General features: G+C 59.0%; 18 protein-coding genes. 3 read left to right on the forward strand and 15 right to left on the reverse strand.

Annotated features, from left to right (window positions below; translation table 11 throughout):
* Positions 1 to 9 precede the first annotated feature (9 nt).
* Complete coding sequence (gene ftsH2 / locus NC979_RS19715) at positions 10 to 1,896, reverse strand: ATP-dependent zinc metalloprotease FtsH2 (RefSeq protein WP_190516814.1); 1,887 nt, start codon at positions 1,894 to 1,896, stop codon at positions 10 to 12.
* 317 nt (positions 1,897 to 2,213) lie between these two features.
* Between ftsH2 and NC979_RS19720 the strand changes: the two genes are divergently transcribed.
* Positions 2,214 to 3,416 (forward strand): MFS transporter, encoded by a 1,203-nt coding sequence (locus NC979_RS19720; RefSeq protein WP_190516817.1) that lies wholly within the window; start codon positions 2,214 to 2,216, stop codon positions 3,414 to 3,416.
* On the opposite strand, the gene gltX is transcribed toward NC979_RS19720, so the two are convergent.
* The 12 genes from gltX to NC979_RS19780 form a co-directional block, all read right to left on the reverse strand.
* Entirely contained in the window at positions 3,390 to 4,829 is a 1,440-nt protein-coding gene (gltX, locus tag NC979_RS19725; protein WP_190516820.1) for a glutamate--tRNA ligase, read from the reverse strand. The two genes, NC979_RS19720 and gltX, sit on opposite strands and share 27 nt — an antisense overlap.
* Before the next feature lie 418 nt (positions 4,830 to 5,247).
* Positions 5,248 to 7,023, reverse strand: coding sequence for an N-acetylmuramoyl-L-alanine amidase (locus NC979_RS19730; RefSeq protein ID WP_190516822.1), 1,776 nt, complete (start codon positions 7,021 to 7,023; stop codon positions 5,248 to 5,250).
* A 70-nt stretch (positions 7,024 to 7,093) separates the two neighbouring features.
* Positions 7,094 to 8,437 (reverse strand): LCP family protein, encoded by a 1,344-nt coding sequence (locus tag NC979_RS19735; RefSeq protein ID WP_190516825.1) that lies wholly within the window; start codon positions 8,435 to 8,437, stop codon positions 7,094 to 7,096.
* 306 nt (positions 8,438 to 8,743) lie between these two features.
* Positions 8,744 to 9,103, reverse strand: coding sequence for a hypothetical protein (locus NC979_RS19740; protein ID WP_190516827.1), 360 nt, complete (start codon positions 9,101 to 9,103; stop codon positions 8,744 to 8,746).
* Between the two features lie 151 nt (positions 9,104 to 9,254).
* Positions 9,255 to 10,241 carry a class I SAM-dependent methyltransferase gene (locus NC979_RS19745; protein WP_190516829.1) on the reverse strand — a complete coding sequence of 329 codons (987 nt, stop codon included), beginning with the start codon at positions 10,239 to 10,241 and terminating at the stop codon, positions 9,255 to 9,257.
* Between the two features lie 72 nt (positions 10,242 to 10,313).
* Entirely contained in the window at positions 10,314 to 11,531 is a 1,218-nt protein-coding gene (gene coaBC / locus NC979_RS19750; protein WP_347403904.1) for a bifunctional phosphopantothenoylcysteine decarboxylase/phosphopantothenate--cysteine ligase CoaBC, read from the reverse strand.
* Between the two features lie 134 nt (positions 11,532 to 11,665).
* Complete coding sequence (gene isiD, locus NC979_RS19755; RefSeq protein ID WP_073610190.1) at positions 11,666 to 11,878, reverse strand: protein IsiD; 213 nt, start codon at positions 11,876 to 11,878, stop codon at positions 11,666 to 11,668.
* Between the two features lie 87 nt (positions 11,879 to 11,965).
* On the reverse strand, positions 11,966 to 12,634 hold the full coding sequence (locus tag NC979_RS19760; RefSeq protein WP_190516835.1) for an alpha/beta hydrolase: 669 nt from the start codon (positions 12,632 to 12,634) through the stop codon (positions 11,966 to 11,968).
* 14 nt (positions 12,635 to 12,648) lie between these two features.
* Entirely contained in the window at positions 12,649 to 13,518 is an 870-nt protein-coding gene (trhO, locus tag NC979_RS19765) for an oxygen-dependent tRNA uridine(34) hydroxylase TrhO (RefSeq protein ID WP_190516837.1), read from the reverse strand.
* A 26-nt stretch (positions 13,519 to 13,544) separates the two neighbouring features.
* Complete coding sequence (locus tag NC979_RS19770; protein ID WP_431191094.1) at positions 13,545 to 14,465, reverse strand: histone deacetylase family protein; 921 nt, start codon at positions 14,463 to 14,465, stop codon at positions 13,545 to 13,547.
* A 20-nt stretch (positions 14,466 to 14,485) separates the two neighbouring features.
* Complete coding sequence (locus NC979_RS19775) at positions 14,486 to 15,292, reverse strand: hypothetical protein (protein WP_190516839.1); 807 nt, start codon at positions 15,290 to 15,292, stop codon at positions 14,486 to 14,488.
* A gap of 148 nt (positions 15,293 to 15,440) precedes the next feature.
* A complete protein-coding gene (locus tag NC979_RS19780; protein ID WP_242023924.1) occupies positions 15,441 to 16,385 on the reverse strand; it encodes a LysM peptidoglycan-binding domain-containing M23 family metallopeptidase in 945 nt (314 codons plus the stop codon).
* 306 nt (positions 16,386 to 16,691) lie between these two features.
* Between NC979_RS19780 and NC979_RS19785 the strand changes: the two genes are divergently transcribed.
* Complete coding sequence (locus NC979_RS19785) at positions 16,692 to 17,945, forward strand: HhoA/HhoB/HtrA family serine endopeptidase (protein WP_190516842.1); 1,254 nt, start codon at positions 16,692 to 16,694, stop codon at positions 17,943 to 17,945.
* A gap of 92 nt (positions 17,946 to 18,037) precedes the next feature.
* Here the strand turns inward: NC979_RS19785 and larB are convergent, their stop codons facing one another.
* Entirely contained in the window at positions 18,038 to 18,826 is a 789-nt protein-coding gene (larB, locus tag NC979_RS19790) for a nickel pincer cofactor biosynthesis protein LarB (protein WP_190516845.1), read from the reverse strand.
* Between the two features lie 345 nt (positions 18,827 to 19,171).
* On the opposite strand from larB, the gene NC979_RS19795 reads away from it, so the two are divergent.
* Positions 19,172 to 19,534, forward strand: coding sequence for a hypothetical protein (locus NC979_RS19795; RefSeq protein ID WP_190516847.1), 363 nt, complete (start codon positions 19,172 to 19,174; stop codon positions 19,532 to 19,534).
* A 129-nt stretch (positions 19,535 to 19,663) separates the two neighbouring features.
* Here NC979_RS19795 and NC979_RS19800 read toward each other — a convergent pair whose 3' ends face one another.
* Positions 19,664 to 20,605 (reverse strand): phosphoribulokinase, encoded by a 942-nt coding sequence (locus NC979_RS19800; protein ID WP_190516849.1) that lies wholly within the window; start codon positions 20,603 to 20,605, stop codon positions 19,664 to 19,666.
* Positions 20,606 to 20,822: the final 217 nt, after the last annotated feature.

Here is a 20,822-nt window from a genome sequence, read left to right on the forward strand (position 1 = left end):
GCTTAGACCCTAGAGCTGGGGCACAAACTGCTGTTTGTCGGGCACCACCGTGTACTCAGAAACAATCTGACGCAGCTCGTCGCCGTCGATAGTTTCGCGCTCGACCAGCAGATCGACGAGGCGATCGATCAAGGCGCGGTGGTCTTGCATAATGCGCTTGGCGTTGGCGTAGCAGTGGTCGACGATAGTGCGCACCTGGCCGTCAATGCGAGACGACACTTCCTCAGAATATTCTGAGCGAGAGAGCCAGTCGCGACCGAGGAACACCTCACCCTGAGAGCTTTCGAGGGATAGCGGCCCCAGATCGGACATGCCAAATCGAGTGACCATTTGCCGAGCCATATTGCTCACCTGCTGGAGGTCGTTGCCGGCTCCAGTGGTGACTTCGGCATCGCCAAAGATTACATCTTCAGCGGCGCGACCGCCCAGTGCCCCAGTGATTCGAGCCAAAATCTGAGCGCGCGAGATCAGCATCTGCTCTTCACTGGGGGTAAACCAGGTGAGACCCTGGGCCTGGCCGCGAGGAATCAGGGTGACTTTTTGAACCGGGTCGTGGTCTTTAACCAGGGTGCCGACGATCGCATGGCCAATCTCGTGGTAAGCAATCAGTCGCTTGCTCTTGCTGTCGACTAGGGGGGTGCCCTCCATACCGGCGATGACACGGTCCACGGCATCATCTACCTCGGCCATGGTCATGCCCTCTTTGCGACGGCGAGCGGTGAGGATGGCGGCCTCGTTGAGCAGGTTGGCCAGATCAGCCCCGGTAAAGCCAGGGGTGCGACGGGCGATCGTCTCTAGAGAAATGTCTTCAGCCAACTTCTTGTTGCGGGCGTGGACTTCGAGAATTTCAATGCGGCCTTTGATGTCGGGCGGATCGACCATCACCTGACGGTCAAAGCGACCGGGGCGCAGCAGCGCTGAGTCGAGCACGTCTGCCCGGTTGGTGGCAGCGATAATGATGATGCCGGTATTGCCCTCGAAACCATCCATCTCGGTGAGCAGCTGGTTAAGGGTCTGCTCGCGCTCGTCGTTGCCGCCGCCGATGCCAGCACCCCGCTGCCGACCAACGGCGTCAATCTCATCGATAAAGATGATACAAGGGGCGTTTTCTTTAGCCTTTTTGAACAGGTCGCGCACGCGGGAAGCGCCTACGCCGACGAACATTTCGACAAACTCGGAACCGGAGATGCTGAAGAAGGGTACGCCCGCTTCGCCTGCGATCGCCTTGGCCAGCAGAGTTTTACCGGTACCGGGAGGGCCCACCAGCAGCACACCCTTAGGAATGCGCGCCCCAATGGCGGTGAAGCGCTCGGGCTTCTTTAAGAAGGTAACGACTTCTTCCAGCTCTTCCTTGGCTTCGTCAATACCGGCCACATCATCAAACATGACGCCGGTCTTGGCTTCCATCATGAAGCGAGCTTTTGACTTGCCAAAGCTCATCGCCTGGCCCGGGCCACCCATGGCCCCGTTAGAGCGGCGGAACAAAAAGAACAAACCGCCAATTAACAGCAGCGGAAACAGCAGGTTGCCCAGGGCACCCACCAGAGCGCCATCGTTGCGTGGGGGGTGAGAGTCGAGGCTGATGTTGGCGGTGCGCAGACGGCTCACCAGGTCGGGGGAATTGCCCGGCAGATCAACCCGCCAGCGCATGACGCGGTTGTCTAGGTCGGGGTCAACGGCTTCGATAATGGCCGTTCTGCCGCCGTCATAGAGATCTACTGCTGTCACCCGCCCGGCATCGAGATAGTCGAGAAAGCGACCATAGGTGAGGCGGGTGTTGGCCGCGTTGCGACCCATATCGGCCGGAGCCGACGAAAATGCTCCTTGCCACAAGAAAAACCCTATTACCAGCAGGGGCAGGGTCCACAGTAAGGCTACTCGCCACGAAAATTTCATACCTATGGCCTCTATTGACTAACGTGCACAGTGTTAACGAATGTTCAGTTAACGGATGGTGACCGAGTTTGGCCCTACGTCTATCATGCCTGGAAACAGGGTGTTGCCGGGGGCGGAATCTCGAGTCGGGAAAAGAAATATGAGATAAATCTTTACTTAATGTAACGTAAGCCACGGGACTCGGGCAAATCCCCAATCAAATTGATTGTCCCCGGAGCAACTAACCTTGAGGTGCGTAGCGTTGGCCAGGCTTCTCCTCTATTGTTACTTTAACTGTTATCGGGTTGAGAAATGTTTAGCGGCCGAGGAGCCCTGCGATGAAACCCCGTCATCCCGAGACGTTGGGGGTAAAAGCTACCCTGCTGCTAGTCAGCACCCTAACGGTCATGGCGGGGGCCACGATCGCTCCCTCGCTGCCGGCGATGCGATCGCACTTTGCTGCGGTGCCCAATGCCGACTATTGGGTGAGGCTGGTGCTGACGGTGCCAGCGCTGTTTATTGCTCTCGGTGCCCCCGTTGCGGGCATCATCATCGATCGCTTTGGGCGCAAGCGCTTACTGTCGCTGTCGGTGTTCGCCTACGGTTTGGCGGGCAGTTCGGGCTTTTTTCTCAACGAAATCGGGGGGATTTTGCTGGGGCGGCTGGTGCTGGGCCTAAGCGTGGCGGGCATTATGACCACCGCGACTACTCTGGTGGCCGACTATTACCTTGGTGTGGCACGGGCGCGGTTTTTGGGCTTGCAGGCGGCGTTTATGGGGTTGGGTGGGGTACTATTTCTCACCCTGGGAGGCTACCTGGCGGATGTGAACTGGCGGCTGCCGTTTTTGATCTATCTCTCGGCTTGGCTGATGCTGCCGCTGGTGCTGCTGGTGCTGCCGGAGCCTAGGCGGGCCAGCCGAGCCGAGGTGCTGGCGCTAGAAGCGGCTAACCCAGAGCCGATTCCCTGGGCATTGTTGGTAGTGACGTTCGCAATCGCCCTGCTCACCCAGATTGTGTTCTACATGATTCCGGTGCAGATTCCGTTTTATCTTCAGCAGTTGAGCAACGCCAATGCCTCTCAGAGTGGGCTGGCGATCGCCCTCGCGACTTTGGCGGCGGCTAGCAGTTCCCTTAGCTATCAGACGATCAAGGCGCGATTTTCGTTTACGGCGCTCTACGCCATGGCATTTGGGCTGATGGGGTTAGGCTACCTTGTGATTAGTCGGGCTCCTAGCTATGGAGTGGTGCTGGTGGGGCTGGCGATCGCCGGTCTCGGTCTGGGGCTCTTCACCCCCAATATGACGGTCGGCTTGACCTCACTCACTCCCGCTGCTCTGCGGGGGCGGATTTTGGGTGGCTTGACGACTAGCTTCTTTCTGGGCCAGTTTGTGTCGCCGCTAGTGAGCCAGCCTCTGAGCCAGCGAATTGGTCTGGCGGCCACCTATGGTTTGGCCGGGCTGCTCATGCTGACGTTGGGGGCCATTACCTTAGGCGTAATGGTCCGCTGGTGGTGGTTAGGCCAGCGCGATCGCTCCCTGTAGACGGGGCACATCAAACCCGCGCTGGCGCAGAATTAGCCAAGATTCCATCAGGTCTGGTCCCTGAAGGGCACCCATGAGCGCGGCCCGCATCGATTTCATCACCAGCCCTTTCTTCACGCCCTGAGCCTTGGTGACCTCATCAACCAAGGCTTTGAGATCGTCGATAGTGGCTGGAGATTTTTCGGTGAGCCCCGTCAGAATGCCCTTCAGCACAGCCGGTACGCCGTCGAGCTGTACCTGGGCTTTGGCGTCGTCGGCGAACTCCACGGTTTCGGTGAAGAAAAAGCGGCTTTGCTCCACAACGTCTGTTAGGCGGGTGAGGCTAGGGCCGAGGAGCGTTACCAAGGGCAACAGCCAGCCGCGATCGGCCTCCGCATCAATGGCATAGGCGTCCTGCAGGTAGGGCAGCGTTAGCTCTAGCAGAGGAGCGGGCTCCATCGCGTGGAGGTACTGGCTGTTGAGCCAGTCGAGCTTATCCCAGTCGAATTTGGCTCCGGCCTTGTTGACGCGATCGAAGCTGAACTGCTTAGCAGCTTCGGCCAGGGTGAATTGTTCGGCGGCGTCGGGGGCAGACCAACCTAGGAGGGTCATGTAGTTGACCAGGGCCGGAGCCACAAAACCCATTTTTTGGAAATCAGAAATGGAGGTGACGCCGTCGCGCTTGGAGAGCTTCTGCCCTGTCTGGTTGAGAATGAGCGGTGCGTGGGCAAAGGCAGGCACGGCGGCTTCGAGGGCTTCGTAGAGCAGAATTTGCTTGGCGGTGTTGGCGATGTGGTCTTCGCCGCGAATGACGTGGGTGATAGCCATATCGATGTCATCGACGACTACGGCCAGGTTGTAGAGGGGCTGACCAATGGTGGTGGCGGAGGAGGCGCGGGCGACCACCATGTCGCCGCCTAGGTCGCTGGCCTGCCAAGTGACGGGGCCGCGCACCATATCGTTCCAGGTGATGGTGCGGCTGTCGTCAATTTTGAAGCGAATCACTGCTGGGCGGCCCTCGGCCTCAAAGGCGGCCTGCTGGTCGGGGGTGAGGTCGCGATGGCGGTTGTCGTAGCGGGGGGCATGGCCCCTTGCTTTTTGAGTTTCGCGCATAGCGTCGAGCTCGTCGGGGGTGTCGTAGGCGCGGTAGGCGAGACCCTTGTCGAGCAGGGTTTGAATGGACTGGCGGTAGAGGTCGAGACGCTGGGACTGGAAGAAGGGGCCTTCGTCCCACTCCATGCCGAGCCACTTTAGGCCGGAGAGAATGTTGTCGGTGAATTCTGATTTTGATCGCTCTTCGTCGGTGTCTTCGATGCGAAGAATGAACTGGCCGCCTTCGTGGCGGGCAAACAGCCAGTTGAACACTGCGGTGCGGGCGGTGCCAATGTGCAGAGTTCCCGTGGGGCTGGGGGCAAGGCGAACGCGGACGGTCATGGGGTTTCCTGCACTCTCGACAAACGTTTCTGGACAGTCTCCTATTTTAGGGGGTGGGGCGATCGCATTGAGGATGGGATCCTAAATTTCGATGACGGATGAGGCAATGCGTAGGGTGCATTCGCGCAGCAATGCACCACCTCGGTTTTTTTGTAAGAGCAGCGCACAATTCTGGGTGAAAGCCAGATTGACCACTGGGGCCAATTCGCTGGCCCCAGACCCCCGTCGAGAAGGACGTTCCGTCGTCCTTCACCTCACGGAAAGGATTGGCTGATCATCGGTTTAAACCTTTGTTCTGCTAATGGGCTTTTGGGCAACATTCAATCCTAGGTTTCTCAGCCCCTAGCTGCTTTTTGTCGTCATTCTCCCCAGTCTCCTCATCTCCCTTATCTTCCTCATCTCCCCCATCTTTCTTCACCTACTCACTTCCTGCCCCCGACTGCTGCACCCACAGTTCCACCCCCTCGGCTAGGGTTTCTGCTAGTCGCGCTTGCTCCTGAGGATCCACAATCCACTCAAATTCGTTGGGGTTGATCATGAAGCCCAGTTCTAGCAGCACTGAAGGGGCGGTGTGGGGGCGGGTGAGGGCGAGGTTGTTCCAGAAGACGCCGTAGGAGGGGCGATCGAGCTCGGTGACGAGGTAGTCGTGGAGGAACTGGGCCAGGCTATGGGCCTGGGTGTGAAACCAGAAGGCACCGATGCCGGCGGTGTTTTGGGCGTCGCCGCTGTCGGGTAGGGCGTTGTAGTGAATGCTGAGGGCTAGGGTGGGTTCGACTTGGGCGATCTGGGCGGGGCGCTCGTTGACGCCAACGGTGCTGTCGGCGGTGCGGGTCATGATCACCTGCGCCCCTCGGGCTTCTAGGGCGGCTTGTAGGAGGAGCGATACCTCCAGGTTGACGTCTTTTTCGGGGGTGCCGTTGGGGCCGCGTGAGCCGGGTTCGTCGCCGCCGTGGCCGGGGTCCACCAAAATCGTGGTGCCTGCCAGGGGGCGAGAGGCTTGAAGGGTGGGGGGCTGCTTGAGGGATAGCACGAGGGTAGTGCCTTCATAGCGCAGCTTGTAACCCCACTGCTGGTCGGTTTTGAGATTGATCCGGTACTCTACCTGGTCGGGCAGTACGGGGTTCCAGTCTAGGCGTTCCACTAGCCCGTCGTCGGTGACGTAAATGGTGTCGGTTTGGGGCACGGTGTTGTGCAGGGTGAGGGTGAAGGTGTCGGTCCCTTGCTCAACGCTGACGGGTACGGGGACTTGCAGGGGGAAGTAGATTTCTGTCCAGCCTGGCACCTGGCGGGAGGTGACGCCGCGGATGAGCGATCGCACCACCGACCCCCCAACCACCGGCTGAGTCTCAGCGGCGCGAATCCAGCCGCCGTAGTCGAGGCGCAGCCAGTCGCCCTCGCGGCTCGTGACTCGGGCACGGGTGCCCTGGGGCAGGGGAGTGAGGCGGGAGTAGTCGGTGCTGGGGCCAGTGCGGGCTACGCCTGCGGCAGCGGTAACTTCGACGACCTCGATCGCACTGGGATTCAAAATACTCACAGAACCGGGGGCGGCATCCGTCACTACGGATGCACCCTGGGCAAGGCGGTAGACGGGCTGTCCCAGATCGCCCGGTTCTTCAGCCATGAAGCAGCTTTCGTAGCGGCTGAAGCCAGTGGTGGCAATGGGGCTGGCCTGGTCGGTGAGGACGGCTGAGTTAGGGGGTAGGTCGGTGCGATCGCCCTGGGGCAGCAGGGTATAGATCTGCCCTGCCAGGGCTGCCGTCACTGTGGCATTGGCAGGAGCCACGGCCCCTAGGCACACCCAATCCCCCGGCTGGCGAGCAATATCTGCCCCCGGCAGCAGCGAGCCTTCGGCAAAGCCCAAGGCTTCTGGCAGCACTGGCCCGTTGGCCACCCGCGTAACCGTAATTGATAAGGTTTGGTCACCCTGGGTGAGGGTGAAGGTGTTGGGGCCAGGAGTCAGGGGCCGCGAGGGGGCAAAGTGTCCCGAGGCACTGCGTCCCTCAATGGGTTCGCCATTCAGCAGCACGGGCTGGTCGGCGGCCCCAGTGCCAATGAAAAAGATCTGCTCTGCCGTGGTCTGGTGGCCATCGGGAGGATAGACCACTTGGAGGGCGGTCTGGGCCTGAGCCAGGGTGGTCATGCTCACTGTGCTGAGACCGGCTAGCGCGGCTGCGCCCCAAACCCACTGCGCCATAGGTGTTCATCCGATGCGATCGCTACCCCGCCAGTCTACGTCCTAGGGGTATGGTCGCGATCGCGTGATTTTAAAGCGACTCACCCAGACCCTGGTTCCAGTCTTGACCCAGCTGAATGGTGATATCGGAGTTGAGCGCTCCGGTGCTTTCGACCCGCACTTCGCCAATTCCCAAAAAGCGGTGCACCATTTCAGCGGTTGCGCCATCGCCCCGCTGGGCCACAATGCGGCTAATGGGCAGAGGGGCGTTTAGGGTCTGGTCGATAAAGATGTTGGAATAACCGCTTTCACGCAGCGCTCGGGTCAGAGCTTGCACCGCCACTGGGTCGTTGGTGCTGTCTTGAATGGCAACGCGGACTCGGCTAGGGTCGCTGGTGGTGGCCACCCGCTGGGTACCAAAACCGAAGTATTGGTCAACCATGCCGTCGATGTCGTTATAGCTAGGAATCCAATAGCTCGCCGCAAATTCCTGGGGGCTGCTAAAGTTGCCTGGCAGCATCAGCATTTGCACGTTAGAGCGGTTGATCTGTGCCCCATAGCCCACCAGGGCCAACAGCTCTTCTACGGACAGGTTGGTGTCGACGTTCTCCTGAATCACCGACAAAATTTTAGGTAGCCGGGCAATGGTCGCCGGATTGAGCGCCTGCTCAGCTAGGGCCCGCATAAACATCTGCTGGCGCTGAATTCGGCCAATATCGCCCTGGGAGTCGTAGCGAAAGCGCAGGAACTGGAGCGCCTGATTGCCGTTGAGCTTTTGTTCGCCTGCCTTGAGATTGATGTAGAGGTGCTGGCTATCGTCCTGGTACTTCATATCGGCGGGCACGTTAACCGTGACTCCGCCTAGGGCGTCGATCAGTTTTTCGACCCCCTGTACGTTGATGCGCACGTAGCGATCGACGGCCACACCACCCAGTAAATCGCTGACTGACTCGGCGGCTAGAGCGGGGCCGCCATCGCGGTTGGCCTCGTTGAGCTTAGTTAGCCGGCCGCGCACATAGGTGCGGGTGTCGCGGGGAAGGGAAAGAACCACCATTTGCTCGGTTTGGGGATTAAACCGCAGCAGCAGCATCGAGTCTGAAAGGCCGTCAAAGGAGTTGACTAGGGCGTGGTAGCCCACATCTTCCAGTTCGGGGGGCACGCTTTCGACGTCTGTCGTCAGCACCTTGACGCCCAGCACCAGAATATTCACCGGCCGAGTCAGGCGAGGCAGCCGCAGATTACCGCTCGACGCGATCGCGGCATCCTGGCTAAACACTCCAGATTCTTCGGCGCTTAGATCTTGCTGCATGAGCGGTGCCGCCGACAGCGAGACCGCCAGCATCGCCCCGGCCACTCCAGAAATACCCGCCACCGAGGCCAGGGCAATGCCCACGCCGAGCATGCGCGGCATGCGTCGTCGCTGTTGAGTTGGCATTTTTTGTGGATGCCCCTGGGGTGAACGAGCGTTGAGATGTTGGGGATGACGTTGGGACACCAGGGACCTCGGGGCAATAAAAATGAGCGGGGTAGGAGACTACAGCCCCGTAGGGGGATGACTCTGCCAAATTTTTAGCTGCATGTTAACAGCAATTTAGTCAGCCGACCCACGTAATATGGCACGGACCCAGCAAATTGGGTTAATTTTTCGTCCGGCCATGGAACAGCCCTGGGGACGAGGTCTAGCGCTTTCTCCCAATCCAGAATTTGTGCTAGCAGGGAGGCTGAGTTGACACCCGTAATCCTAAGGCAGCCGCTTGCTCCACTGGCTAAACCCCGGCAGGTTGACCGATTTGCCCTGCAATAGACGCACCATTAAGACGAGATTAGTCAAGGTATAACCGGTCGTCACTAGGGTGTTGGTAATCAGTAGCCGCAGCGACAGCCCTGGTGCTAGATGGCTCCCGGCACTGAGCACCCCGTAGGTAATGACCCAGGTGAAGGCCAAGGTAACCACCAGCCGACTGACCGCTAGCTCTTGGCGGCTGCCCTGCTTTTGCCACAGGCTATAAAGAGCAGGCACGACCCCGAAAATAGGCACCAGGTAGAGGCTCAACTTTAAGCGCTCGAGGGTCTCCCCTGAGGCGGGACTGACTTTTTTCATAGGTACTGAGCCCTGGACAGAAGGGAGAAGTTGTTGCAGGGTCTGTCCAGATTATGCCCCACGTGATCAGCACACGCGTACCTGCCTGATGAGAAAGCGCGACTCAGCATGGCCTATCGCGATCGCTGGGCTTTTCCCAGCCACTATTCTCCTAAATTGCCTGACCAATAAATGTCCGGTGCCGTGGGCTATTGAACGTCACGGTAGGCTGCTCAAACCCCGCCGCCTCGAAAGCCGCCACCATGTCCAGGCTGAAGTACTCGTCTAAATAGGGCTCAGTGCTTTTGAGTAGGGTGAAGACAAAGGGCGGCAGTTTTTGAATTGCCTCAGAACGAGGGTTCATATCCATAATCGCCAGGTGGCCACCGGGGCACAGCAACCGCCGCGCCTCTTGCAGAATGGCCTTCGCTGCCGATTGCGGTAGCTCGTGAAAGACCAGGCAGATCGAAACCAGGTCATAGGAGGCAGCGGGTAGTCCGGTTGCTTCGCCGGCCGCATGGTGCCAGGCGATCGGAGTTGCAGTCGAGGAAATCTCTCCAGTTGCCTGCCGTTCTTGCTGCCGATACTGGGCCACGGCGAGAAAGTAAGGCGATAAATCTACTCCAGTTAGGTGAGCTTGGGGAAAGGTGGTCTGAAACGCTTCGGTGCTCATGCCCACCCCGCAGCCAACATCCACAATGGTCTCCGGGGCCTGGGGCAGTTGGGCAACGAGGACATTGTGGTAGCTCTGGCGAAGGCGATCGTCGCCAGCAGCTCCGGCCTCGGGCCAGATCTTGGCGTGCACCGCCTGGGCCGCCACTTCGACTTCCATCGCCGGTCGCCAGCCCAAATTGCCCTCGTCGTAGGCGTGAAAGCTGGTGGTGTAATAGTCGGGATAGATGAGGTAAGGATTTTGCACCGCTTCTAAATCGGTCTGCCAAAGGGGCGACAGCTCCTCGGTCTCAGCTGTGGGTAGCCCAGCTCCTGTACGACGGCTCTGCAAGGCCTGAACTCGTTCCCGCCAGGGCACGCCGATGGTTTCGGCCCGCGTCACCATCATATGGCGGGCGCGCCCCTTGGCAAAATTCCACAGGGGCTTAATGGCGAGCACCTGATTCACCACGCTGGAAAGCAGGTTGGGAGCAGAGGTAGCAGTCATAGCGGCCGCAGTGTTAGAACAGCCCCTATTTTAAGAGGTGAGGGGTAGCTGAATCCACAGGATATAGCACAGCTAGAATCCAGCTTTCAGCAGAGCATCCCAGATTTGGTGGGCCATCTCCAACTTGGTGCAGGGAGGAATAGGAAGCTTGTCGCCCGCTTGAGTGAGCAGGACGGCCTGGTTGCGATCGCCCCCAAATCCACTTCCCGCCACATCAATAGGGTTCGCCACGATCGCATCTAACCCCTTGCGCTGCAGCTTATCTAACGCTGGGGGAGTGATGTCGCCGGTCTGAGCGGCAAAGCCAATTAGCCGCTGGTGGGGCGATCGCTTTTGGGATAAATCGGCCACAATGTCGGGCACCTGGGCCAGGGGTAGGGATTGGGGCAGATCTGCTTTAGCCAACTTAGTGGACGCCTGGGTCGCTGGTTTCACATCGGCCACCGCCGCCGCCATCACAATCCAATCGGCCTGGGGTAGGTTAGTTAGCATCGCCCGATGCATCTCCTCAGCCGTGGTAATGCTCACGGTTTGAATGCCGCCCAGGCGGGCTTTGAGGGATTCCTCCATCGGCCCATGAACGAGGGTGACTGTAGCGCCCCGGTGACTTGCAGTTTGGGCCAAGGCTACCCCCATTTTACCGCTGGCGGGGTTGCCAATAAAGCGCACAGAATCCAAAAACTCGCGGGTGCTGCCGGTGCTGATCAGCAGGTGCTTCCCTACCAGGTCGCGCTGCCCGCCGCTGTGCAGCAGCGAGTGAATGGGGGTGAGAATGTCCTCCGGCTCGGCCATGCGCCCGGTGCCGATGCGATCGCAGGCCAGCACCCCACTACCTGGATCAATGCTGTGATAGCGCGGATCCTGAAGTAGCTGGTGCCAGTTGCGCTGCACCGCCTGCTGCTGCCACATGTCGGTATTCATCGCTGGGGCCAACAGCACTGGGCAGGTCGAGGCCAGTACGGTATTGGTCAGCAAATTATCGGCCAGACCGTGGGCCAGCTTGCCCAGCGTGTTAGCGCTCAGGGGGGCAATCACCAACAGCTCAGCCCATTCGCCCAGCTCAATGTGCAGCGGCCGTCCCTGGGTCGCCTGCCAAAAATTCTCGTCTGTATAGGCAGGGTGCCGGGCCAGGGTGGCCACCGTCAGGGGTGGAATGAAGGCCTGCCCCTGCTGGGTCAGCACAACACGCACCGCTAGGCCTGCCTTGGCCAGCGACGAAATCACCGAGCAAATCTTATAGGCTGCAATGCCGCCGCTAATGCCTATCAGCACTCGACGGGGAGCGTCCACGGCTGTAGAACTACTTGCCATCCCAAACCCGACGCCAGTCATCTCGATTTTAAGAACGACACTTCTGCCGGGGCAAACAACCGTTTGCCCCGGCAGAAGCGGGGGTATCTAGACAGGATTTAGCCGCCAACGGTCTACGACTCGTCGTAGGCTTCGAGGTCGAGCAAATAGACGTAGGATTCAACTAACTCGGGTCGCTGAAAGGCGATCGCCCGGAGTAGGTGCCAGTCTTGCAGTCCCTCAAAGGCATTCTCGTAGGCATCGGTCTCTAGGCGAGTAGCCAGCTCAGCCACCGTGTCCGGTGTCATATCTGAGACGGTTTGCGGTGAAACGTGTAGGCTCAGCATAGTCTTTTCCCCCTTGGTGACGTTTGCCTCAGAGCCGCACGGGTGCAGCCAGGGTCAATTCACTCTCCCTTTAGGATAAAGGTTTGGTCAGGGATTCCCGCTGGCCTGCCGCAAATCTTCGCAAAACCCGGCAATTAGCCCCATTACCTGAGGTGGAATTTCATGCCCCATGGCCATTTCCTGCCAGGTCACGGGTTGGCCAATGGCGGTGAGGGCGTCGTTGGCCTGCTGGGCCTTGCCGATCGGCACCACCGCATCAAAGGTACCGTGCACCATCATCACTGGGCGGGGGCTCACCGGAGCCTGGGCAGGGCTGTGCAGGTAGCCGCTGAGAATGATCTGCCCGGCTAGAGTCAGCTGTGACCCCACGTCTAGCGCCATCGCCCCCCCTTGGGAAAACCCAGCCAAGATAGTGCGCTCTAGGGGAATTTTGGTGGTTTGAGGCAGCATTGACATCCAGAGCTTGAGCCGCTCTCGACTGGTCTGGAGGTCAGTCTGGGTCTCAAAATCGTAGGGGCGGCGAAAATCATAGCTGTTGGGAAAGTTGTACCACATGCGGCCCCCCGGAGCCTGAGGATGGGGCCAGGGCGCATCGGGAAAGACCATTGAGAAGTTGGCTATTTCTAAATAGGGGGCTAATCCGATTAGATCGGCGGCGTTGGCCCCCCAGCCGTGGAGAGCCACTAGGCACCAATCAGCGGTGCCATCGGTGGGGCCATAGGTCAGGGCCTGAAGCGGTTGTTCGGTGGGCAGCATAGATTTCCTTAAAGCTAGCGATCGCGTTGACGAGCCTCTAGCCGAGCCCGTTTGGCGGGGGTAAGAGCAGCATAGCAGTGGGGGCAGCTGATGCCCGCTTCATAGTGAGGTGAGGCTTTCTCGGCCTCGCCCACCGGGTGGCCACAGCCCAGGCAGAGCTCGTATTCGCTGGGTTGCAGGCAGTGATTAACGGCCACCCGTTCGTCAAACACAAAGCAGTCGCCCTGCCACAAACTGTCAGCCGTCGGTACTGTTTTGAGGTAGTTCAGAATGCCGCCCTGGAGGTGGTAAACCTGCTCAAAGCCCTGCTCTAGCAGGTAGGCAGTGGCTTTTTCGCAGCGAATGCCGCCCGTGCAAAACATTGCCACTTTTTTATGCTGAGCGGGGTCGAGGTGGTTGTCTACATAATTCGGCAATTCCCTAAAAGAGTGGGTTTGGGGATTCACCGCGCCCTTAAAGGTGCCCAGCTCGACCTCGAAGTTGTTGCGAGCATCGATCAGCATCACCTCAGGATCGGCAATGAGCTGGTTCCAATCTTGAGGCTCGACGTAGGTGCCGACCTTCTGCTGAGCAGGGTTGACTTCGGGATGTCCTAAGGTGACGATTTCCCGCTTGAGCTTCACCTTCATGCGCTCGAAGGGGGGCGCAGCGGTGATGGATTCTTGGTGGGAGAAGGGGCCAATTTCGGGATGGTTGTGCAGCCAGGCCAACAGGGTATCAACGCTCTGGCGATCGCCCGCTACGGTAGCGTTCAGCCCTTCTGAAGCCAGCAAAATTGTACCCCGCAGCCCCCAGCTCTGACACAGTTCTAAAAGCTCCCGGCGCAGCGCTGCTGGTTCACTCAGGGTGACAAATTTGTAGAAGGTGGCGATCGCCCAATCCATGGTCTGACAGAGCTACAAAGTTTCAATTATAAGCGGTGAGCCTGGTACACCTCGACGGCGGCTCTATGCAGCAGCGAGTGGCGAAAGATCAGATCCTCCATCGATTGGCCGTAGCCGCCGCCGATGACGCAGGCGATGGGATAGCCCGCCTTCACACAGCTGTCGAGTACGAAGCGATCGCGCTGATAAAGGCCGGTGTTGGTCAGCGCCAGCTTGCCCAGCAGGTCGTCTTTGTGCGGGTCGGCCCCGGCATCGTAAAACACGAGGTCAGGCTTCACCTGAGCCAGCAAATCTGGAACATATCGCGCCAGGCAGTTTAGGTAGGCATCATCCTCCATGCCCAAGGCCAAGGGCACATCCAAATCGCTGCTCTGTTTGCGGGCTGGAAAGTTCTCCTGGCAGTGCATGGAAAAAGTAAAAACGCTGGAGTCGTCGCGGAAGATCCAGGCGGTGCCGTCACCCTGGTGCACGTCTAAGTCGAGGATCAGCACGCGATTGACGCGGCCCTGCGCTTGCAGCACTCGAGTGGCGATCGCCAGATCATTAAAGATGCAAAATCCCGATCCGTAGTCGGGAAAGGCGTGGTGGGTTCCCCCTGCCGTATTGCAGGCCAGCCCATGCTCCAAAGCCAGCTTGGCAGTGAGAATGGTGCCCCCCACCGCCGTGCAGGTGCGCTTAACTAGGGCGGCGCTCCAGGGCAACCCGATGCGCCGTTGGGCCTTAGCATCTAGCGTGCCCTGGCGGTAAGCGTTGACATAGGCAGCCTGGTGCACAAGCTCCAGCCAGGCCTGAGGCGGTTCGCCGGGCTGGTAAATCTGGTCTGGGGTGATCACACCATCGTGCAGCAGGCGATCGCGCAGTAGCCGAAACTTGGGCATCGGAAAGCGATGCCCGTCGGGCAGGGGGGCGACGTAGTCGGAGTGATAGATAACCGGAAGCTGACTCAAAGCCCCAAGGTAAACAATGCCTACATCAAGGACGACAGCGATCGCCGCTGCCGCATATCCAGCGCGTGAGCCACGCTTCCCTCAGACCAGTCGAGGGGCAGGTCTGCCTCAGGGGGCACCACGGCCGGAGTGGCGGCTGGCCCAGGCGCACCGCTAGAAGCCGAGACCTGGGGCGATTCCCCTCGGGGGAGGTCGCGCCAACGCCCTGGCTGAGGCACCGCTCTAAACTGCGGCACAGTGCCAGCCCTAGGCCGCGCTGGTACCGGTGTTGGGTGCGGCTCAACCATAGGGGTTTCCACTAGTCTGACCCCAGGGGCTACGACTCCATCGCGCTGAGGCGAGTAGGGAGCTAAACGCCTAGGATGGGGTGGCTGCATCGGCGCAGGCGCTTTAGCGACTGGGCGCGGACGGGGCTTTTTGCGCTTGGTAGCTCGAGATGAGACCTTGATCTGCTGGGTGAGCACAAAGGAGCCGAAGGCACATAACCCCACCAGACTCAGCAGACCCCAAAGGGCCACTCCAGAGCGGGGCGAAGCTTCCTGCTCTGGTGCAATCTCTGGGGCAGAGGCGGCATCGTCGGCTGGAAGTGGCAAAACCGTTAGGGGTGCTTCAGAAACGGCATCTTCTATGGGTTCGTTGAACATGAGGCCGTGGTAGGCGATCGCAGACACGCATACCAGGGTTAACCAGAGCCCTCCCAGCAAAAACAAGGGGCGGTAGGTTAGCAACCTGGCCCAAAACAGCCCCGACGTGATGGCAGGGTCGCGGTCTTCAGAGAAAGGTTGGGGAGCACGGGGCGAGGGCTGTCCAGAAAAATGCTGTGCCATAGGTTACCTGGTGGCCATCGGTGCACAAACCTCAGTGTTGCTGTACACCCTTAAGGCCAATTGTAGGCGCTCTTGCCAGTGGGCGCTAGGGTTTGGGCGGGCTTGGCGTCATGCTAACCCCCCAAGCCTGCCCAAACCAGGCAGTTTCTTAGCGCAACACCATGGCGGGCACGTAGTCTTGGGGGTCCTGGGCAACCCAACCTGCGGTGGAATTAAGCCGCACTTCAAAGAATAGGAACGCGTCGTTGCCCTCTGAGGTAGCGATCGCTCCCAGACGATCGCCCTGGCGCACCGTTTGCCCAGCTCGTACATTCAGCGCTGCCAGGTTGGCGTAGCGAGTTTGCAGCCCCTGGGCGTGGTTGACGACCACCAGATTGCCGTAGGTGGCGTCAGTGCCGGCAAAGGCTACGGTGCCTGCCCCCACCGCCAGCGCTGGAGTGCTGGCTGAGCTAGCCAGGGCGACCCCAGTGTTAAATACCAGCTTGCCCTGGGCTGGGTCAGGCTGCCAGCCGTAGTTGACAATCACCTGCGATCGCTGGGGTAGGGGATATCCTTGAAGCGGTGTGGCCGGAGCAGCGGTGGCCGCTGTGGTCGCCACGCCTGGAAACCAGTTCACCCCAGGCAGAAAAATGGTGGTCGGTACCGTGCTCACGCAGCCATTGACCTCAAACAGCACATCGGGCCGACTGTTGTAGGTCTGGGAAACCTGCTGCCAGGTTCTACCTGGGGGGACGCTGACCCGAATGCCGTTGAAGGGCGGAATGATCAGCTCTTGCCCCGGGCTGACGGCACCCCCTTGAACGGCAGGGTTGAGCCCCATGATAGTGGCTGGTAACAGACTATAGCGCTGGGCAATGGCGGCCAGCGTTTCGCCTTGGGCTACGCGGTGACGGGTCAAGCGCGACAGGGCAGGTTGAGAGCAAGCGGCTGGGCCGGTTTGGGCGATCGCGCCTGGCGTGGCCAGCGCCCCCAGCGGTAGGGTGACGGCCAGACCAAGCAGCCAAACTAAGCCTTTGTGTCCCAATCGCTGGGTAGGACTAGTAGCGCCCAACCGACGGGTGGCCCAATGCTGAAGCGAATCGTAAAACATCATGGAAACTTAGCGACCTAGCCGATTTTGATTGTGGCTCCCCTGGCGAACCCAACAATCTCTCAGGAGTACAGCTCTATAATAGGCAGGACAACCCCAATTGCTCAGGGGGGCATACCTGGGTTTTCTAGCCCCAGACGGCCCCGTCCGGAAATTATTTGCTCCGCAAAATATTCGGTAGAGTAGAGCCAGATCAGTCAAATTATCGGCAGCGCTAAGTGGCTTCGGGTTTGCTCGCAGTCGCGATCGCAAAGCCAATCCGGCGCAGTAGGTAAGGCACACCAGGCACAGTAGCAGAGGGCACTCAGCATGGACTCGTTACCAAAGCAGTTTTCTCAGCAGCTCGCGTTGGTGGCAGTAGCTCTGGCCGTAGGAGGTGGTGCAGGTTGGGCTGGTCATTATTACGTTAGCCAAGCGAGTTCAGCCCCAGCAGAGGATGCCGCTGCTGAACCTCCTCCAGCGGTCAAGACTTCATTGACTACCGTAGCTCAGGCTACTCCCAACCCCTTGACCATCGACCCGATGGGAGAAAACCAAAACTTTATTGCTCTAGCGGTAGAGCAGGTTGGGCCAGCGGTGGTGCGCATTGATGCCGAGCGCACCGTGCCCGAAATTTCCCCCGATGCCTTCAACAATCCCTTCTTTCGGCGCTTCTTTGACGAGCAAGAAATGCCCCCCTCTGAGCTGCCCGATCGCCTAGAGCAAGGGACTGGGTCGGGGTTCATTCTCACCGCCAATGGCCAGATTTTGACCAATGCCCATGTAGTTGAGGGGGCCAAAACAGTGCAGGTTACCCTCCGCGATGGGCGTGACTTTGAGGGGAAAGTGGTTGGAGTCGACTCGGTAACCGACGTAGCGGTAGTCAAAATCGAAGCCGCCGACTTGCCCACCGTGCAGATTGGTAGCACCCAAGACTTGGCTCCAGGGCAGTGGGCGATCGCCATTGGCAACCCCCTCGGTCTTGACAACACCGTCACCGCTGGTATCATCAGCGCCCTAGGGCGCAGCAGCAACCAAGTGGGCATTCCCGACAAACGGGTACAGTTTATCCAGACCGATGCTGCTATTAACCCCGGCAATTCCGGTGGCCCCCTCCTCAACGACCGGGGCGAGGTGATTGGTATGAACACCGCCATTCGCGCCAACGCTCAAGGTTTGGGGTTTGCCATTCCCATTGAAACCGCCAAGCGCATCGCCGATCAGCTCTTTGCTAACGGTGAAGTGCTGCACCCATTCCTCGGCATTCAAATGGTCGAACTCTCCGCCGAGATGGTCGATCGCCTCAACGAGGAAGAGCAGCTAAATCTTAAAATCGACAACGATGACGAGCCCGGCGTTCTCATTGTTGGGGTGCTGCCCGACAGTCCAGCCCAAGCCGCAGGTTTGAAGATCGGGGATGTGATCCGCGCGATTGAGGGCGACCCTGTCGATAGCCCGCCCGATGTGCAGGCTCGGGTAGAAGCTACTAAACTCGGCGGTACCCTCAAGCTTGATATTCACCGCGATGGCCGTGACCAAACCATCGACGTCAAACCCGCTGCCATGCCCGCTGACCTGCGTTAGTCGGTGAAAGAGTTTTGAATGCTCAGCTTTAAGTTTTGAGTCAATGGCTGAAGGTTAAGCTCAAAACTCAAAACTCTCCGCTCATCCAACCCCTACCCATCCACTCCCTTATTCCCCAGCCGCACTCCGGTGCGCAAAATCTGGCCGGCCAGCACCGCGCTGCCAAAGCCATTGTCGATGTTGACAACACCAATGCCCGCTGCGCATGAGTTGAGCATGGTGAGCAGGGCCGAGAGGCCGTTAAAGCTGGCTCCGTAGCCAATGCTGGTGGGTACCGCGATGATGGGGCAATCGGCTAGGCCCGCGACTACGCTAGGGAGCGCGCCCTCCATGCCCGCTACGACAATTAGCACATCCATGTCACGAATCAGGTGGCGGTGGTGCAACAAGCGGTGTAGCCCGGCTACTCCGACATCCCACAGGCGCTTGACCGTAAACCCGCTCAGTTCGGCGGTAATGGCAGCCTCTTCGGCTACAGGTAGGTCGGCGGTGCCTGCCGTCAGCACGCCAATGGTGCCAGGGTGCTGAGCTGCCCAGTCTGCGGGCACTAGGGCGCAAATGCGGGCCATGTCGTAGTACCGCGCCGCCGGAATTTGCTGCTGCACCTGGGCGTAAACCTCGGGCTCAATGCGAGTGGCCATGACCACCGGATTATGCTGATGCAGGCTGTGCATGATCTGCACAATCTGGTGGGGAGTTTTGCCTGGCCCCCAGATAACTTCTGGAAAGCCGGTGCGCAGTGTGCGGTGGTGATCGGCTTTAGCAAAGTCATCGACCGGCTCAAAGTCGAGATATTTGAGCCGGTCAAAGGCAGCATCGGGGCTAAGCTGCCCCTGGGAAACGGCGTTGAGTAGACTGCGCAGAGCGTCGGGCTGGGTCACGGAGGGAGTAGAGACAGGTAAATGGGCAAAGGTCAGAAGACTCTGGAAAGATTAGCCTAGACCATGCTGTAAAAAAAGGGGAATCAGAAATGTCACAGGGTTGTCATACCTCAGCTACCTCGGTGACATATCGGGCTCCTACATTGTTTATTAATCGTTCACTCCTCAACACCCCAAGCGCCGGAGCTAGTAGCTCCGGCGCTTTTTTGCTTTGTGGCATCCGGAAAGCTAGGGGGCAACCTGTATTAACTGATCAGGCCGTGAAACAATCCTTTGCCACCCGTGCCGGTGGCGGGGCACCCTTAAGCGGGGCGGCAGCTGTACTTAACCCTAGTTTTAATTCCTATGAAACGGCATCTATACGCGATCGCCCTCACCGGCCTCGGCTTGGCCGCTCTAATTCAACCCGCCAATGCTCGCCCTGAAATTGCCAGCGGCGACCAGCTGCTCGACACCGATGTGGCGGGCTGTCTGACGCGGGCCGACCAGTTGATTAACAACCTGGGGGTCGAATCTGACCAGGGCGGCATCGATCGCACTGGCTACTTCGAGGATGGCTCCTTTCGGGTGCTCTGCTATGGGGCGGGAGACACCAACAGCCTGGCGATCGTATTTGCCACCCATGACCAGTCGGCGGAGGTGGCCGCTAACTTTATTCAAATGATGCTGACCGAACTGTCCCAGGGCGAATCGCTATCGCAGCAATAATCCACAGAAGCCAAAAATAGCCGGCAGCTGCGCAGAGGCGGAGCTGCCGGCTATTTTTAGGGCGATCACTCATGCGGCGACGATTAGAGATTTCGAGGAGGGCAAACTGCCCTTTGCCGCCATTTTCTCCTACTCGGGGACTCTGGCGGCCTTGAGCATGTGGTAAGTAATGAGCAGCTGGGTCAGCGCTAGGGGATAGCTTTGCAGGGTTTCGCCCGTGGTGCCTACCACCTTGCCAATGTCGGTGTTGCCCTCAATGCTGCAAAACTTGCCCAGGTAGGGAACTTCGCTGCATAGGGTGCGCTCTAGCTCTTGCACGGGCTTTTCAGTGGCGTGGCCGTCGATTTCGAGCACGTCTACCGGTTTGCCCATGTCGCGATCGAGGCCCATGCGCACCGCATCACTTAGAGAACCACCGTTTTTGTCCTCTAGCAGGTGGGTAAAGTCGGGGTGGGGAATGGTGGGTCGCATTACCAAACGTACGTTGAGCAGAAGTTCGTCACCGCTGCTGTTGCCATCTGGGGGGTAAAAGCTAACCACTACATCGGCCCACTGCCGCTGGGGACGAATGAACGCTTCGGAGTCCTCTTCCCGGGCTTTGATCTGTTCAACTACTTCTTCGGGGGTATAGCCGCGCTTGCGGGTGTCGCGCTTGATCTTCCAATTGGCGCGCAGGTCTTCGGGAGGAGCGAGATAGACTTTGACATCGTAGGCGTCGCGGCAGGCGCGGGTCGAGTAGCCCAGCAGCCCTTCGGCGATTACAAAGCGCTTGGGCTCAATATATTCGGGAGCGTCAAACTCGCCAGTGGTGTGGTTGTAAATGGGCTTGAGGATAGGTTGCCCAGTGCGCAGCAGGCCCAGGTGCTGCTGAATGATATCGATGTAGTTGCAGTCGGGGTGCAGGGCTGAAATGCCCATTTCTTTGCGCTGTTTGCGATCGTAGCGGTGGTAGTCGTCCGTGCAGATGATGGTAACGTCGTCTTCACCTAAAATCTGCGCAATACCCCGCGACAGAGTGGTCTTACCCGCTGCGCTGTCACCCACAATGCCGAGGATTATCGGACGACTCATAGATTTCTCCAGGGTTTTGCAACCAATAGTTAGTTACCCCATTGTAGGAACCAGCGGGATCATCACCAAATATTTATTGCTCTGTGTAATGGCCTTGGAACAATTGTGCGATCGCCCCTCCGGCAACTCATAGCCCAACCAAGCTTTCAATCGTCTGGAATCTGTTCAGAATAGAATGGTGCCTCTGGCCGCCTTTGGGGGCCACTATTTAGCTCTG

This window comes from Leptolyngbya subtilissima AS-A7 (assembly GCF_039962255.1).
Classification (GTDB): domain Bacteria; phylum Cyanobacteriota; class Cyanobacteriia; order Phormidesmidales; family Phormidesmidaceae; genus Nodosilinea.